Here is a 14,839-nt window from a genome sequence, read left to right on the forward strand (position 1 = left end):
GCGTTCTTCTCACACGGATTGGGCTATTGTGGCTGCATGGCCGCTGCTGCGTATATGCCCCAGGTGAAAGGATTCCCCGAAACATTGGCCGAACAGGTGCTGGACGATGCACTGGGCAACGCTGCAGCGGTTCCAGTATTGGCGATCAGCGGCCTGCAGGGGAGCGGCAAATCGACGCTGGCCGCGCAGGTGGTGGCGCGCGCCCAGTCGCGCGGCCTGAACGCCGCCACGCTGTCCATCGATGACGTCTACCTGACCCGCGCACAGCGGCAGCGGCTGGCCCGCCAGGTGCACCCGCTACTGATCACCCGAGGCCCGCCGGGCACCCATGACCTGCCGTTGGCCCATGCAGTGCTGGACGCCGTGGCCACACGCCAGCCCTTCGCGATGCCGCGCTTCGACAAGCTGGCCGATGAACGCCTGCCCGAAGCGCACTGGCCGCGCCTGCAGCAACCGCTGGACCTGCTGGTCTTCGAAGGCTGGTTCCTTGGCACCCCCGCGCAGGATGACGACGCGCTGGACAGCCCGTTGAACGCACTGGAGCGCGAAGCCGACGCCGATGGTCGCTGGCGGCGCTGGTGCAACCAGGCGCTGGCCCGCGACTACCCGGCGCTGTGGCAGCGCTGCGACCGCCTGTGGTTCCTGCAGCCGCCGGATTTCTCGGTGGTACCGCGCTGGCGCTGGCAGCAGGAGCAGAACCTGCAGGCCGCGCAGCCGGGCCGGCACGGCATGAGCCGGCCACAGCTGGAGCGCTTCGTGCAGTACTACGAGCGGGTCAGCCGCCAGGCGCTGCATGCCCTGCCCGCCCTGGCCGACCACGTGGTGGTGCTGGACGGCCAGCGACAGGTGCAGGACGTGCGCTGAGCGCGCCTATTCCACCAGGAAGGTCACCCGCAGGTTGACCCGCCATTCGGTGATTTCGCCGCTGCCATTGGTCACCACCTTGGTCTCGTTCACCCAGGCGCCCTGGATGCCCTTGACCGTCTCGGAGACCTTCTTCAGACCGCTGCGCACGGCGTCCTCCACGCTCTTCGGCGAGGAGGCGGTGATTTCGATGACCTTCGCGACCGTCATGGCCTGTACTCCGGTTGGCGCGGGAAACCCCGCAGGAACGCCTACCCTGACGTGAAGGACGTAAAGGCCAGGGCACGGAGGTGTTAGCATCACAGGGCATGAATCCTGCTCCGAACCTGATCCTGATCGGCCCGATGGGCGCCGGCAAAACCTGCATCGGCCGCCGCCTGGCCGAGCGCTTCACGCTGGACTTCGTCGATGTCGACCAGGCCATCGTCGATGCCGCCGGCGCCAGCATCCCGACCATTTTCGAGCACTCCGGCGAGGCCGGCTTCCGCAGCCATGAACGCGAGGCGCTTGCCCGCGTGCTGGAAGGTCGCGGCCAGCTGGTCTCCACCGGTGGCGGCGCGGTGCTGGATCCTGGCAACCGCGCGTTGATCGCCCAGCGCGGCTTCGTGGTCTACCTGCGGGTCAGCGTGACCGCGCAGCTGGAGCGCCTGGCCCGCGACAAAGGCAGGCCGCTGCTGCAGCGCCCGGACCGTGAGCAGGTGCTGCACGATCTGGCCGCGCACCGCGACCCGCTGTACCGCGAACTGGCCGACATCACCCTTGATACCGACCCGTACACCGCTGCCGACGCGACCGCCCACCTGGTGGTCAAGCTGGCCACGCAATGGCAGCGCCAGGACCTGACCCCATGACTTCCCCCGCCCTGCTGCAGGTCGCCGTCGGCGGCGACCGCCCTTACTCCATCACCATCGGCGCCGGTGCGCAGGCCGACGGCGCCGCGCTGGCCTCGCATGTGCGTGGCCGCCACGTGCTTTTGCTCAGCGACAGCGAAGTGGCCCCGCGCTATCTGGATGCCGTGAAGCAGACCCTTCTGACCGCACGCCCCGACCTGATCGTCGGCGAGCATGTGCTGGCCGCGGGCGAAGCCTCCAAGACGCTGGCCGAATTCGGCCGTGCGATCGAAGCCCTGGCCGCGCTCGGCGCCACCCGCGACGCCTGCGTGTTCGCCCTCGGCGGCGGTGTGGTCGGTGATCTCGCCGGCTTCGCTGCGGCCTGCTGGATGCGCGGCGTGGACTGCGTGCAGCTGCCGACCACCCTGTTGGCGATGGTCGATTCGTCGGTGGGCGGCAAGACTGCGGTCGACATCCCGGCCGGCAAGAACCTGGTCGGCGCGTTCCATCCGCCGCGCGCGGTGATCGCCGATACCCGTGTGCTGGCCACCCTGCCGCCGCGCGAGCTGCGTGCCGGCCTGGCCGAAGTGGTGAAGTACGGCGCGCTGGGTGATGCCGTGTTCTTCGAATGGCTGCAGCAGCATGCCGATGCGCTGCTGGCCGGCGAGGATGCGGTACTGGCCGAAGCCATCGCGCGCAGCTGCCGGCACAAGGCCGCCATCGTCGAGCGTGATCCGTTCGAGAAGGGCGAGCGCGCCCTGCTCAACCTCGGCCATACCTTCGGCCATGCCATCGAAACCGAGCAGGGCTACTCGGCCCCGGGCCGCGATGCGCTGAACCACGGCGAGGCGGTGGCGGTGGGCATGGTGCTGGCCGCGAAGCTGTCAACCGATCTGGGTCTGGCCGACGATGCCGATCGCGCACGCCTGCAGGCGCTGCTGGAACGGCTCGGCCTGCCGGTGTCGATCCCGGCCGGGCTGGACCCGCAGGCCCTGCTCGGCCGCATGCGGCTGGACAAGAAGAATGTGGCCGGCCGCCTGCGCCTGGTGCTGTGGCGCGGCGTGGGCCGCGCCGAAGTGGTGCCGGACGTGGATGAGGCGGCGGTGCTGAAGGTGCTGTCGGCCCGGTAGTGCCGGCCGCTGGCCGGCAACGTCAGCAACGAGGAAGCCGGCCACCGGCCGGCACGACCGCGTTGCGGCCGGGGTCACCCTGGCCCCGCTACAATCGGCCCATGCACGTCTACCTGCAACATCCCGACGCCGGTGCGCAGGCACCGCGCTTCCTGCGCCTGAGCCTGCAGCCGGACCTGTTCGGCGGCTGGGAGCTGCTGCGCGAGAGCGGCCGCGTCGGTAACCGCTCGCAGCTGCGGCGCGAGCTGTTCCTGCAGGCCGACGAAGCCCGTCATGCCTTCGAGAAGGCCCGCGATGCCGAACTGCATCGCGGCTTCCAGATCCTCTCGCACGGCGACTGACGCCGCTGCCAACTTTCGTCCAAGGAATGCCCATCGTGACCAGCCCTCTCCGCAACGATCGCCTGCTGCGCGCCCTGCGCCGCGAACCGGTGGACTGCACTCCCGTCTGGCTGATGCGCCAGGCCGGCCGCTACCTGCCGGAGTACCGCGCAACCCGGGCCAAGGCCGGCAGCTTCCTGGCCATGGCCAAGAACCCGGAGATCGCCTGCGAAGTCACGCTGCAGCCGCTGCGCCGATTCCCGCTGGACGCAGCCATCCTGTTCTCGGACATCCTCACCATTCCCGATGCGATGGGCCTGGAGCTCTACTTCGTTGAAGGCGAAGGCCCGAAATTCCGCCATCCGGTGCGTGACGAAGCGGCCATCGCCCGGCTGGCGGTACCGGACATGGAGCAGGACCTGGGCTACGTGATGGACGCGGTACGCCTGATCCGCCGCGAGCTGGACGGCCAGGTACCGTTGATCGGCTTCTCCGGCAGCCCCTGGACACTGGCCTGCTACATGGTGGAAGGCGGCGGCAGCAAGGATTTCGCGCGCATCAAGGCAATGGCACTGAACCATCCGCAGGCCCTGCACCGCCTGCTGGAGGTCACCACCGACGCGGTGATTGCGTACCTGGGCGCGCAGCGCGCGGCCGGTGCGCAGGCGCTGCAGGTGTTCGACACCTGGGGCGGCGTGCTGTCGCCGGCCATGTACCGCGAGTTCTCGCTGCGCTACCTGCAGCGCATCGCCGAGGGCCTGGAGCGCGGCGAAGGCAGCGAGCGCACGCCGCTGATCCTGTTCGGCAAGGGTACCGGCCTGCACCTGGAAGCGCTGTCGCAGACCGGCGCCGATGCACTGGGCCTGGACTGGACGCTGGACCTGGACGAGGCGATGCGCCGCACCGGTGGCCGCGTCGCGCTGCAGGGCAACCTCGACCCGACCACGCTGTACGCCTCGCCGGATGCGATCGCCGCAGCCGCAGCGCGGGTGCTCGACACCTACGCCGCCGGCAATGGCGGTTCGCGCGAGGGCCACGTGTTCAACCTCGGCCACGGCATGTCGCCGGACATGGACCCGGCCCACGTGCAGGTGCTGGTCGACGCGGTGCACGCGCACAGCCAGCGCTGAGCATTCGGCATACGGTTGCGGCGCGATGTTGATCGCGCCGTGACCCACAGTGCGCGATCATGGCATCCCCCACGCTGCACCGGCCGCACCCCATGTCCACATCGCCATCGACCTACAACCGCCAGCGCCCCCTGCTGTGGCTGGTGTCCTTGGCGATCTTCATGCAGATGCTGGACTCGACCATCGTCAACACGGCATTGCCGGCGATGGCGGCCAGCCTGGGCGAAAGCCCGCTGCAGATGCAGTCGGTGGTGTTCAGCTACGCGCTGGCGGTGGCCACCTTCATTCCCGCCTCGGGCTGGATCGCTGACCGCTACGGCACCCGTCGCACCTTCCTGGTGGCGATCATTCTGTTCACCCTCGGCTCGCTGGCCTGCGCGCTGGCCCAGCACCTGCACCAGCTGGTCGGTGCGCGCGTGCTGCAGGGCATCGGCGGTGCCATGCTGCTGCCGGTCGGCCGGCTGGCAGTGATGCGATCAGTGCCGCGCGAGGATTTCCTGCGCGCGATGAGCTTCATCGCCATCCCGGCCCTGGTCGGCCCGCTGATCGGCCCCACGCTGGGCGGCTGGCTGGTGGAGATCGCCTCGTGGCACTGGGTGTTCCTGATCAACCTGCCGATCGGCGTGATCGGATTCATCGCCGCGATGAGGATCATGCCCGACCACTACGCCAGCCATCGCACCCGTTTCGACCTGCGTGGCTACATCATGCTGGCCTTCGCGATGGTGGTGCTGTCACTGGCGCTGGACGGCATCTCCGGACTGGGCACGCCACACGCGCTGGTGATGCTGATGACCGTTGCAGGGCTGGCGGCGCTGGTGGGTTACTGGCTGCACGCTGCCAATTCGACGGCGCCGTTGTTCTCGCTGGCGCTGTTCCGCGTACCCAGCTACCGCATCGGCATTCTCGGCAATCTTTTCTCGCGCATCGGCAGCAGCGCCATGCCGATGCTGATCCCGTTGCTGCTGCAGGTCGGCCTGGGCCTGGGCCCGATGAACGCCGGCCTGATGATGGTGCCGGTGGCAGCCGCCGGCATGGTCTCAAAGAAACTGGCAGTGAAGCTGGTGGAGCGCTACGGCTACCGCCGCGTGCTGATGGTCAACACCGTGCTGGTGGGCCTGGCGATGGCCAGCTTCATCCTGATGACACCCGGCCAGCACCTGGCCTGGCGCCTGTTGCAGCTTGCGTTCTTCGGCGCGGTCAATTCGCTGCAGTTCACCGTGATGAACACCGTGACCCTGCGCGATCTGGACCGTGAGTTCGCCAGTTCCGGCAACAGCCTGCTGTCGATGGTGATGATGCTCGCCGCCGGCTTTGGTGCTGCTGCGGCCGGCAGCCTGCTGGCCGCGTTCGGCAACCACCTGGACAGCAACAGCGCCACCGCCGCGCTGCATGCCACGTTCCTGTGCGTGGGCGCGATCACCCTGACCTCGACGATGATCTTCTGGCAGCTGCCCGATACCAAGCCGGAGCCACGCCAGGTCGAGCACGTTGCGGAGTGAGGGTGGTTCGGCAGGGCCTGCGGCCCTGCACCTGCAGAGGCTTCAAGCCAAGGCAACAGCAACGGCAAAAGCAGGCATTTCGTGGGTGGTGGGGCGGTGTGGGCTTGCAGGACACGCCGTAAACCCGTCCCTGGGGGCTCGATGGCGCCATCCATGGCGCCAACGGTCCTGCAAGCCCACACCGCCCCACCTCTGACAGATTTTCGCGATCGGGTAGATCCACGCCATGCATGGATGAATCTCCATCGAGATCGAATATGTCGAACTGAGATCGCAAACCATCCACGCATGGCGTGGATCTACTGCAGATCGCAGAATTCTGTCGAAGGCGGGGTGGTGTCGGAGTGCGGGGTGTCAGCCGCATGGATGCGGCTGCCAAGCCTACAAGGACGTACTTGCGGCGTCCCCGCACTCCGGCACCGCCCCGCCATCCCACGGGAAACCAGCTTTTGCTTCGGCTGTTGCTGTTGCTCCGGCTTGCAGCAGGTGCAGGGCTGCAAGCCCTGCAATAAGCCCTACCGTCCCATGACCCTGGCGATCGCTTCCACCAGCAGCTCACCGGTCACCGGCTTGCGCAGGAAACCACCGATGCCGGCCGCTTCCACCTGCTGCTGAAGGTCCGGATCGGTCCGTGCCGTCACGGCGAGCAGTGGCAGCATGTAGCCCTGGTTACGCAGGTGCTGGGCCAACTCGAAGCCGCTCAGGCCCGGCAGGTCCAGATCCAGCAGGCCGACGTCGAAATCCCCTGCGCTGATCTCGCGCAGTGCCGCCAGCGCATGGCCCGCATGCACCACTTCATGGCCGCGCGCACTCAACAGCCCGCGCACCACATCAGCCACGGTTGCATCATCCTCGACCAGCAGCACGCGCAATGGCGGCATGTTGGCCGCATCCTCGCGGTGCACTTCGCCCTCGGACTCTGCATTGGCATCGACCACCAGCGGCAACGGCAGGGTCACGCCAAAACACGTGCCGCGGCCGAGCTGGCTTTCCACCTGGATACGCCCCTGCATCGCCTGCGCCAGTTCGCGGCAGATCGCCAGGCCCAGGCCGCTGCCGCCGTACTGCGCCGCGGTGCGGGCGCCATCGGCCTGCTCGAAGCGGCGGAACAGGCGCTGCTGCTGTTCCTGGCTGATGCCCGGCCCGGTGTCGCGCACTTCGAAATGCAACGCGCGCAGCTCGCCGTCGCTGCGCGCATGCAGGGTGATGGTTCCGCGGCTGGTGAACTTGACCGCGTTGGAGAGCAGGTTGAGCAGGATCTGCCTTACCCGCATCGCATCGCCGGTCGCCTGCAGGCCCGGCGGCAACTGGTTGTCGAGGGTGAAGCGCAGGCCCTTCTGCGCTGCCAGCGGTCCCATCAGCGCGGCCAGGTCCTGCAGCAGGCAGCTCAGCGCGAACGGCTTGGACTGCAGCTCCAGCCGTCCGGATTCGATCCGTGCCAGGTCCAGTGCATCGTTGACCAGGTGAAGCAGGTGTTCGCCGGCGTGCCGGATCGACTGCGTGTAGCCGCGCTGCTGCGGGTCCAGCGGCGAGGCCAGCAGCAGTTCGCTCATGCCGAGCACACCGGTCATCGGCGTGCGGATTTCGTGGCCGAGATTGGCCAGGAAGCGGGTCTTGGCCGCCGAGGCCTGTTCGGCCAGTTCCTGTTTATGCAGTGCCAGCTGATAGGCATGGCGCCGCTGCAGGCGACGGCGATACAACCAGGCAAACCAACTGGTCAGCAGAAGCGCGATCGAGGCCAGCACCAGCAGCCCGGACAGGCTGCGCCACCACGGTGGCTGTACACGGAATTCCAGGCTCTGCACCCGCGACCAGACATGGTCGGCCGAGCGCGCCTGTACCTCCAGGCGGTAGCTGCCCGGCGGCAGGCGCGAGAACAGGCGCTCACCGGCCGGCCCCACTTCCACCCAATCGGGGTCGTAGCCGGCCAGGCGGTAGCGGTAGCTGTTGGAGGCCGAATCGGCGAACGACAACAGTCGCGCGACGATGCGCAGGTCACGGTCACCATCGGCGATCTGCAAGGGCGTGTCATGGGTCAGGTCGAGTACCTGCTCGTTGCGGCGGACTTCGACCCGTTCGATCACCAACGGCGCCCGCCGCACCGACGGCCGCACCTGTTCCGGGTCGAACACCACCACGCCGGCCGGGGTACCGGCCACCAGATGGCCATCGCCGGACATCGTCAACGTGTGCTCGCGGAACTCCTGGCTGGGCAGGCCGTCGTGGACGCCGTACAGGCGCACGCTCTGCCCGTCGGCGCCAACCCGGACCAGGCCGCGCGCACTGGTGGCCCAGGCCACCCCCTGTGCGTCGACCACCAGCCCGGAAGCGGAGATCGCCGGGTAGCCCTGCTCCGCGCCGACCACGGCCTGCCGTTCAAGCCGGCCCTGGCTCCAGCGGTAGCGCGACAGGCGGCCATCCTCCGACAGCCAGACCTGGCCATCGCGGCCCACGTGCAACGCATGGATCGCGGTCGCCGGCGCGCCCGGCACCGGCTGGAAGCGCTCGCTTTCCGGCAGCCACTGCAGCAGGCCACGGCTACTGGCCAGCCAGATGTGGTCCTGCGGCCCGCATTCCACATCCAGGTTGAGCTGGCCCTGCTGCAGGCCGCGCTGGCCGTTTTCCAGCTGGCGGCGCAGGCGACCGTCGAGGTCACGCTGCTGCAGGCCTGCAGGCAACATCAACCATAGACTGTCGCCGTCACAGGTCATCATCGACTCGATGACCCCTTCCATGGTCGCGTCGGCCCCGGCATCACGGCCCCAGCGACGTAGCTCACGTCGCTTCGGGTCATAGCGCAGCAACCCATCGGTCGAGCCGATCCAGACCTGGCCACGGCGATCCTCGCGTACCGAGGACAACCAGTACATGCCATTGACCCAGGTGCGGTGCTGCTCGATCTTGCCCGTCCTGGGATCGAACCGGTCCAGCGCACCGTGGCTGCCGACCGTCCAGATGCCGCCATTGCTGGAAGGGCTGGTGCCGAGCACGAAGGCATTGCGCAGAGAACCGGTGTCGTCCTCCAATCGCGACAGCACCGAGAACTGCCACCAGCGCGGCAGCAGATGCCACAGGCCGGCATTGGTACTGGCCAACCAGATGCCGCCTTCGCGGTCCTCGTAGGCGCCCGTCCAGTTCGGCCGCACCGGCCCGCGCGCAACGGCGCTGTACAGCGGAACGGTCTGGTACTGCCCATCCACGGCCCGACCAAGCCCGGTACGGGTATCCAACCAATGCCCGCCCTGTTCATCGCGCAGCATCATGCCGAGCACCTGCTCGCCCAGCGGCAGTTTCCAGGGCGGCGATTCAAAACGCCCGTCGGGGCGACGCACCGTGGCGCCGGCCATCGTACTGATCCACAGGCTGCCATCGGGTTCGCTGGTCAACCCATTGATCAGCAGGCTGGGAATGACGTCGGTGCCGACCCGCTCGAAGTCGGTGCCGGTCCAGCGCGCCACGCCATGCTTGGTGCCGACCCACAGGCTGCCATCGGCCAGCGTAGCCAGGTACGGCACCGAGGCGGCAGGCAGGCTGCGGGGATTGTTGGCCTCGGGCAGGAAACGCTGCAGGCGGTCCTGGCTGTCCAGCCGGTACAGCCCACCTTCGTGGGTGCCGAACCAGATCGCACCGTCCGGCGTGGTCGCCAGGCTCCAGACCGTGTTGGTCCCCATCAAAGGCTGGCTGCTGCGGTCGTAGAAATGCAGCTGGCGGCGGTCGGCCGACATCCGTACCAGGCCCGCGTTCTCGGTCCCGATCCAGAGCTGGTTGCGCGCATCGACCAGGACCGTCCAGATGCGGTTGTCGCGCAGGCCATCCTCAGAACGCCAGATCCGGTAGTTGCGCCCGTCGTAACGGGCCAGGCCGTCGTTGGTGGCGATCCACAGGTAGCCATAGCGGTCTTCGGCCATGCGGTTGACGGTATTGGACGGCAGGCCGTCGAATACCGTCACCTGGCGCGGGCTCGGTGGCACCGGCTGCGCGGCAGCGGGTGACAGGCCGCACAGGAGGATCAGCAGCAGCATTGCCGCCCGCAGATACACCACCGATTGCCTCCTCACGCTGCCTGATGATTCCCGCGCCGCGGGCGTCGGCATGGTAAACCGAAAGTCGCGCCGTTCACGCCCGGCGTCGACGTTTTCAAGTTGTGGTCTGTCGTTTGGCGCGAGCCTGGATGATCGCTGCCACCAGCATGTCGCCGGTCACCGGCTTGCGCAGGAAACCATCGAAACCGGCAGCGAGCACCTGCGATTCGGCATACGCATCGGAGCGGGCGGTCACCGCCACCAGTGGCAGTTCGTAGCCCAGGGTGCGCAGCTGGCGGGCGATCGCAGTGCCGTCCAGCGCAGGCAGGTCGAGATCGAGCAGGCCGACATCGAAGCCGTCGGTAGCGATCTCCGACAAAGCCCCCAGGCCATGCAGCACATGCACCACCTCATGGCCGCGGCTGCGCAGCAGGCCGGCGATGACCTCGGCCACGGTGGCATCGTCCTCCACCAGCAGGATGCGCAGTGGCGGCAGCATCGGCAGTGCCGGCGCTTCGCCCGTGGCGGCTGCCTGCCGGGTCCAGGGCAGCGGCAACCGCACCCGGAAACGCGCGCCCTTGCCTGGCTGGCTGTCCACTTCAATGCGCCCGCCCATCGCCACGGCCAGCTCCTGGCAGATCGCCAGGCCCAGCCCGCTTCCACCATAGCGCGAGGCCGTGCGCGGCCCCTCCGCCTGTTCGAATCGGTGGAACAGCCGCTCCTGCTGCTCGGCATTGATACCCGGACCACTGTCGTGCACTTCGAAGCAGAGACCGCCGCCGTTCTCTTCCAGGTACACGGCCAGGCCGACATGACCGCGCTCGGTGAACTTGATGGCATTGGCCAGCAGGTTGAGCAGGATCTGCCGCACGCGCATCTCGTCGCCACTGACGCTGATCGGGCCGGGCGGATCGTCGCCACGCTGGAAATCCAGCTTGCGCTGTTTCGCCATGGGCTGCATCAGCGCCTGCACCTGGTCGAGCAGGCCGGCCAGGTCGAACGGACGCAGATCCAGCTCCAGTCGACCGGCTTCGATGCGCGCGAGGTCCAGCGCATCGTTGACCAACCGCAGCAGATGGCTGCCGGCCTGCTGGATGGAGCCGGCATAGCTGCGCTGCACCGGGTCCAGCGGTGTGGCCAGCAGCAACTCGCTCATGCCAAGCACGCCGGTCATCGGCGTGCGGACTTCATGCCCCAGCGTGGCCAGGAACCGGCTCTTGGCCTGCGAGGCCTGTTCGGCCAGCTCCTGCTTGTGCACGGTCAGCTGCCATTGCTGGCGACGGCGCAGGCGCGCACGGATCGACCAGACCAGGACGAGCAGCAGCAGCGAACCGATCAGGATGTAGCCGAAGATCGCCATGCCGCTGCGCCACCAGGGTGGCAGCACCTTCACCTGCAGCTGCTGCGAAGGCGTCCATGCACCATTGGCGGTGGCCGCCTGCACTTCGATGACGTAGCTGCCGGTCGGCAGTCGCGACAGCGTGCGCTGGCCGTCGCCGCCCTGCTCCACCCAGTTCTGGTCATACCCGCGTACCCGGAAGCGGTAGCGGTTGCCCTGGGGATTGGCATACGACAACAACCGTGCATCGATCTGCAGGTCGCGATCATCCGGTCCCAGCAGCAGGGTGCCGGTGTTCGGCAGCGGCTGCCAGCCGCGTGCATCGTCGCGGCGCACGCGCACCTCGGCAATCACCAGCGACGACCCGGGCAGCACCACGTCGTCGGCATTCACGTCGAATGCAACCAGGCCGGTCTGGGCGACGGCCAGAACGCGACCATCGGCATTCACCGCTGGCGGCCGGCTGGTGAACTCGGCATCGGACAGGCCATCGCGTTCATTGAACAACTGCAGGCGTCGTGCTTTCGGGTCCCAGCGCAGCAGGCCGCGCGGCGTGGTCGCCCACACCCGGCCATTGTCGGCCAATGCCAGGCCCCCCATGCTGACCGGCGGCACACCGGCGCTTCCATCAATGCGCTGGATCAGGCGCAGGCTCATGCCATCCCACTGGTAGCGCTCCAGCGCGCCCTGGCGGGCCAGCCACAACTGCTGCGGATCCACCCACACCAGGTCGTAGATCAGCCCGCGCGAGACCCCCGGCACCGCTTCGAAGCGACCGGCCTGCTCACGCCAGATGCCCATATCGCCCATCACCCATGCCTTGCCATGGGCATCGAAGCGGATCTGCTCGATGGGTGAGTCGGCCGCCTTGCGGAAATCGTCGAGAGGATAGCTGCGCAGCACCCGGCCCTCCGCACTGCGCTGCTGCAGGCCCAGGTTCATCACCGAAAGCCAGACCGTGCCATCGGGTGCCTGCCGCATCAAGTCGATGCGCTGGCGCAGATCGGCGCCTCCACCGATGTGCCAGTCGTGCAGCGCGCGGGTGGCCGGGTCATACACGCTGATGCGGCCGGCACGCCCCAGCCACAGGCGCCCGTCCGACCGCGGCAGTACCGACCACACCGCACCGCTGCCGATCTCGCGGTCGCTGGCCAGCAGGCGCAACGTGCCATGCGCGTCCAGCTGATACACGCCGTGCGCCGAACCCACGTAGTAGTTCTGGCCATCACTGGCCGCGCCCAGCAGGTACTGGCTGTCCAGCGGCTTGCCATCGAGCTGGTTCCAGATCGAGAAGCGGCGCCAGTCCGGCGGCAGATAGGCCAGCCCCTGGGTCAGCAGGGCCACCCACAGTCCGCCCTCATGGTCCTGCAGCAGATCGAGCACACCGCTCTGTGCAGTGAGGAAACCACTGCCGCGGTCGCCATCGAGCCGCCACAGCGCACTTGCGTCGCCTCGCAGCAGGCCGTCGGACGTGCCCGCCCAGTAGCCGCCCTGGCGATCGGCCAGCACCAGCGCCGAGCGCAGGCGGGCGCTGTCGCTCCAGCGCGGACGACTGACCCGGTCCTGCGCGTCGATGCGGTACAGGCCATCGTTCTGGCTGCCGACCCAGATCGAGCCATCCGGATCGCGGCTCATCCGCAGCACGCTCAATGCGCCCAGCGCGTGCGGCGCCACAGGCTCGAAGTCACGGCCGTTCCAGCGTGCGACGCCGGCCTCGGTCCCGATCCACAGGCGCCCCCGCGCATCCACCAGGCTGCTGTAGATGGTGTTGCTGGGCAGGCCGTCGGCACGGGCCGGGTCGTGCTTGAAGAAACGCAGGCTGCCGTCCTCCCCGAACCGGCAGATACCCTGGCTGCTGGTGCCGATCCACAACGCATCCCCGGCGTAGGCCAGCGTCCAGAACTGGCCCAGGCACGGACCATTGACTGCATCGAAGGTCTTGAACCGTTCGCGGTCGGCATCCAGGCGGGCCACGCCCTTGCCATTGATGCCCACCCACACGCGGTCCAGCGGATCGACCAGCAGGGTCTCGATCTCGTTGCCGGGCAACGAGCCGGGCTGTTCCGGATCATGTTCCCAGACCCGCAGCGAGCTGCCGTCGTAACGCACCAGGCCGCCATCGGTTGCGGCCCAGACATGGCCCTGGCGGTCTTCGGCCAGCGCCAGCACCATGCGCGAAGGCATGCCTTCGGCGGCACCGAAGCGCCGCAGGCGTGGTGTTTCTGCCATGTTCAGGGCTGCAGCCGCCGTGGCAGACGCCAACAGCAGCAGCCCCGTTGCCGCGATGCCCAGGCACCACAGGCGCCAGCTGCTCGTCATCCTGAACCCCCTGTCCTGTCCCGATTGTCACACAGGGCCGGGGTCATGGCTGCAACAGCCTGTTGCCGGGGCAGGACCACCACGAACTGTTGCAGCCATGCACGCATCCTTGGCAGGGGCCTGTGCGTATGATCACAGCGTCCCCCTTCCGGAGCCCGCCATCGATGCGTCCCTGCCTGGCCCTGCTGCCGATGCTGCTCGCCACCGCTCCCGCCTGGGCGGATGCAGATACCTATCGCCTCGATCCGGTGCACACGCGTGTGCTGTTCAGCATCGACCACGCGGGCTACTCGCAGGCGATGGGCACGGTCTCCGGCAGTGAGGGCCGGCTGCAGTTCGATCCCGACAACTGGCGCGAGGCCACACTGGATGTCGAGGTCCCCGTGTCGCGATTGGACCTTGGCGATGCCAAATGGAACCAGGCCACGCTGGCCCGCAGCCTTCTGGATGGCGAGCGTTTCCCGAAGGCACATTTCGTCTCCAGCCGGGTCGAACCGATCGATGCCAAGCGCGCCCGCGTGATCGGCACCCTGACCCTGCGCGGGGTCAGCCAGGAGATCACGCTGGACGTGACCCTCAACGCCATCAAGCGCTACCCCCTCCCCCCGTTCCGACGCACCGCCGGTTTTTCCGCCAGCACCACGCTGAGCCGGCGCGCGTTCGGCATCACCGCCTGGCCGGGCGTCATCGGTGATGCAGTACAGCTGAGGATCGAGGCCGAAGCCACCCTCGACCGCAGCGACGCCCCGGGAACTCCCGCTCCCGTTCCACACTCCGACCCCAAGACGGCCCCCTAGAGGACCCTTCATGACCGCCAAGAACACCCCCGCCGCCTGGGGGAGTGTCAGCCAGATCCTGCATTGGTTGATCGCATTGCTGATCCTCGCCCTGGGCGTGGTCGGCCTGACCATGGGCGAACTGCCCAAGACCCCCAAGTATTTCTGGGTCTATACCGCGCACAAGTCGATCGGCATCACCGTGCTGGCGCTCGTGCTCTTCCGCCTCGGCTGGCGCCTGTATGCCGGTGCCCCCAAGCCGGTGCCGGGCGTGCCCAGCTGGCAGGAACGCATCGCCAGTGCCACCCACGTGCTGCTCTACGTGCTGATGTTCGCCATCCCGCTGTCGGGCTGGCTGTACGACTCGGCCAGCGGCCTGCGCCCGTTCCGCTGGTTCGGCCTGGTCGACGTGCCCAAGCTGAGCGCTCCCGACCCGCAGGTGGTCGCGGTATCGCATGCCATCCACGAGTACGGCTTCTGGCTGTTGATCGCGGTGGTGCTGGCCCATGCCGGCGCTGCCTTCTACCACCACCTGTTCCAGCGCGATGCGACCTTGTCCCGCATGTTGCCGCGCGGCTGGCTTGCCTCCCCTCAGAAGGACTGACCG

Annotated in this window: 11 protein-coding genes; 8 read left to right on the forward strand and 3 right to left on the reverse strand. The window is 68.1% G+C overall.

All coding sequences use genetic code 11. The annotated features are described in order from the left end of the window. The first annotated feature begins 36 nt into the window (after positions 1-36). Positions 37-864 (forward strand): hypothetical protein, encoded by an 828-nt coding sequence (locus tag AC5P7E_RS02865; protein ID WP_060380704.1) that lies wholly within the window; start codon positions 37-39, stop codon positions 862-864. A 6-nt stretch (positions 865-870) separates the two neighbouring features. Here AC5P7E_RS02865 and AC5P7E_RS02870 read toward each other — a convergent pair whose 3' ends face one another. Then, positions 871-1,074: a dodecin family protein gene (locus AC5P7E_RS02870; protein WP_005410663.1), complete on the reverse strand. Its 204-nt coding sequence runs from the start codon at positions 1,072-1,074 to the stop codon at positions 871-873. Positions 1,075-1,172: 98 nt separating this feature from the next. Between AC5P7E_RS02870 and AC5P7E_RS02875 the strand changes: the two genes are divergently transcribed. The 5 genes from AC5P7E_RS02875 (at position 1,173) to mdtD (ending at position 5,776) form a co-directional block, all read left to right on the forward strand. Continuing rightward, positions 1,173-1,715 carry a shikimate kinase gene (locus tag AC5P7E_RS02875; protein WP_005414151.1) on the forward strand — a complete coding sequence of 181 codons (543 nt, stop codon included), beginning with the start codon at positions 1,173-1,175 and terminating at the stop codon, positions 1,713-1,715. Beyond that, positions 1,712-2,824 (forward strand): 3-dehydroquinate synthase, encoded by a 1,113-nt coding sequence (gene aroB, locus AC5P7E_RS02880; RefSeq protein WP_114619088.1) that lies wholly within the window; start codon positions 1,712-1,714, stop codon positions 2,822-2,824. Before AC5P7E_RS02875 ends, aroB begins: the two co-directional genes overlap by 4 nt. 101 nt (positions 2,825-2,925) lie before the next feature. Then, a complete protein-coding gene (locus tag AC5P7E_RS02885; protein WP_005410666.1) occupies positions 2,926-3,165 on the forward strand; it encodes a WGR domain-containing protein in 240 nt (79 codons plus the stop codon). A 26-nt stretch (positions 3,166-3,191) separates the two neighbouring features. Beyond that, positions 3,192-4,274 (forward strand): uroporphyrinogen decarboxylase, encoded by a 1,083-nt coding sequence (gene hemE / locus AC5P7E_RS02890; protein WP_012481016.1) that lies wholly within the window; start codon positions 3,192-3,194, stop codon positions 4,272-4,274. A 92-nt stretch (positions 4,275-4,366) separates the two neighbouring features. Continuing rightward, complete coding sequence (gene mdtD / locus AC5P7E_RS02895; protein ID WP_005410668.1) at positions 4,367-5,776, forward strand: multidrug transporter subunit MdtD; 1,410 nt, start codon at positions 4,367-4,369, stop codon at positions 5,774-5,776. 515 nt (positions 5,777-6,291) lie between these two features. On the opposite strand, the gene AC5P7E_RS02900 is transcribed toward mdtD, so the two are convergent. Continuing rightward, entirely contained in the window at positions 6,292-9,819 is a 3,528-nt protein-coding gene (locus AC5P7E_RS02900) for an ATP-binding protein (RefSeq protein WP_114619087.1), read from the reverse strand. 94 nt (positions 9,820-9,913) lie between these two features. After that, positions 9,914-13,456, reverse strand: a complete 3,543-nt coding sequence (locus tag AC5P7E_RS02905; protein WP_114619086.1) for a sensor histidine kinase — start codon at positions 13,454-13,456, stop codon at positions 9,914-9,916. Between the two features lie 164 nt (positions 13,457-13,620). Here AC5P7E_RS02905 and AC5P7E_RS02910 point away from each other — a divergent pair, with 164 nt between their 5' ends. Further along, complete coding sequence (locus tag AC5P7E_RS02910; RefSeq protein WP_049453681.1) at positions 13,621-14,253, forward strand: YceI family protein; 633 nt, start codon at positions 13,621-13,623, stop codon at positions 14,251-14,253. A gap of 10 nt (positions 14,254-14,263) precedes the next feature. Next, complete coding sequence (locus AC5P7E_RS02915) at positions 14,264-14,836, forward strand: cytochrome b (protein WP_049396075.1); 573 nt, start codon at positions 14,264-14,266, stop codon at positions 14,834-14,836. The last annotated feature ends 3 nt before the right edge of the window (positions 14,837-14,839 follow it).

The sequence above is a fragment of the Stenotrophomonas sp. YJH_SMC_25 genome (genome assembly GCF_059369595.1).

Bases quoted from the DNA above. Each gene is read 5' to 3' on its own strand.
- AC5P7E_RS02865 (WP_060380704.1), top strand. From the start codon at position 37: ATGGCCGCTGCTGCGTATATGCCCCAGGTGAAAGGATTCCCCGAAACA.
- AC5P7E_RS02870 (WP_005410663.1), bottom strand. From the start codon at position 1,074: ATGACGGTCGCGAAGGTCATCGAAATCACCGCCTCCTCGCCGAAGAGC.
- AC5P7E_RS02875 (WP_005414151.1), top strand. From the start codon at position 1,173: ATGAATCCTGCTCCGAACCTGATCCTGATCGGCCCGATGGGCGCCGGC.
- aroB (WP_114619088.1), top strand. From the start codon at position 1,712: ATGACTTCCCCCGCCCTGCTGCAGGTCGCCGTCGGCGGCGACCGCCCT.
- AC5P7E_RS02885 (WP_005410666.1), top strand. From the start codon at position 2,926: ATGCACGTCTACCTGCAACATCCCGACGCCGGTGCGCAGGCACCGCGC.
- hemE (WP_012481016.1), top strand. From the start codon at position 3,192: ATGCCCATCGTGACCAGCCCTCTCCGCAACGATCGCCTGCTGCGCGCC.
- mdtD (WP_005410668.1), top strand. From the start codon at position 4,367: ATGTCCACATCGCCATCGACCTACAACCGCCAGCGCCCCCTGCTGTGG.
- AC5P7E_RS02905 (WP_114619086.1), bottom strand. From the start codon at position 13,456: ATGACGAGCAGCTGGCGCCTGTGGTGCCTGGGCATCGCGGCAACGGGG.
- AC5P7E_RS02910 (WP_049453681.1), top strand. From the start codon at position 13,621: ATGCGTCCCTGCCTGGCCCTGCTGCCGATGCTGCTCGCCACCGCTCCC.
- AC5P7E_RS02915 (WP_049396075.1), top strand. From the start codon at position 14,264: ATGACCGCCAAGAACACCCCCGCCGCCTGGGGGAGTGTCAGCCAGATC.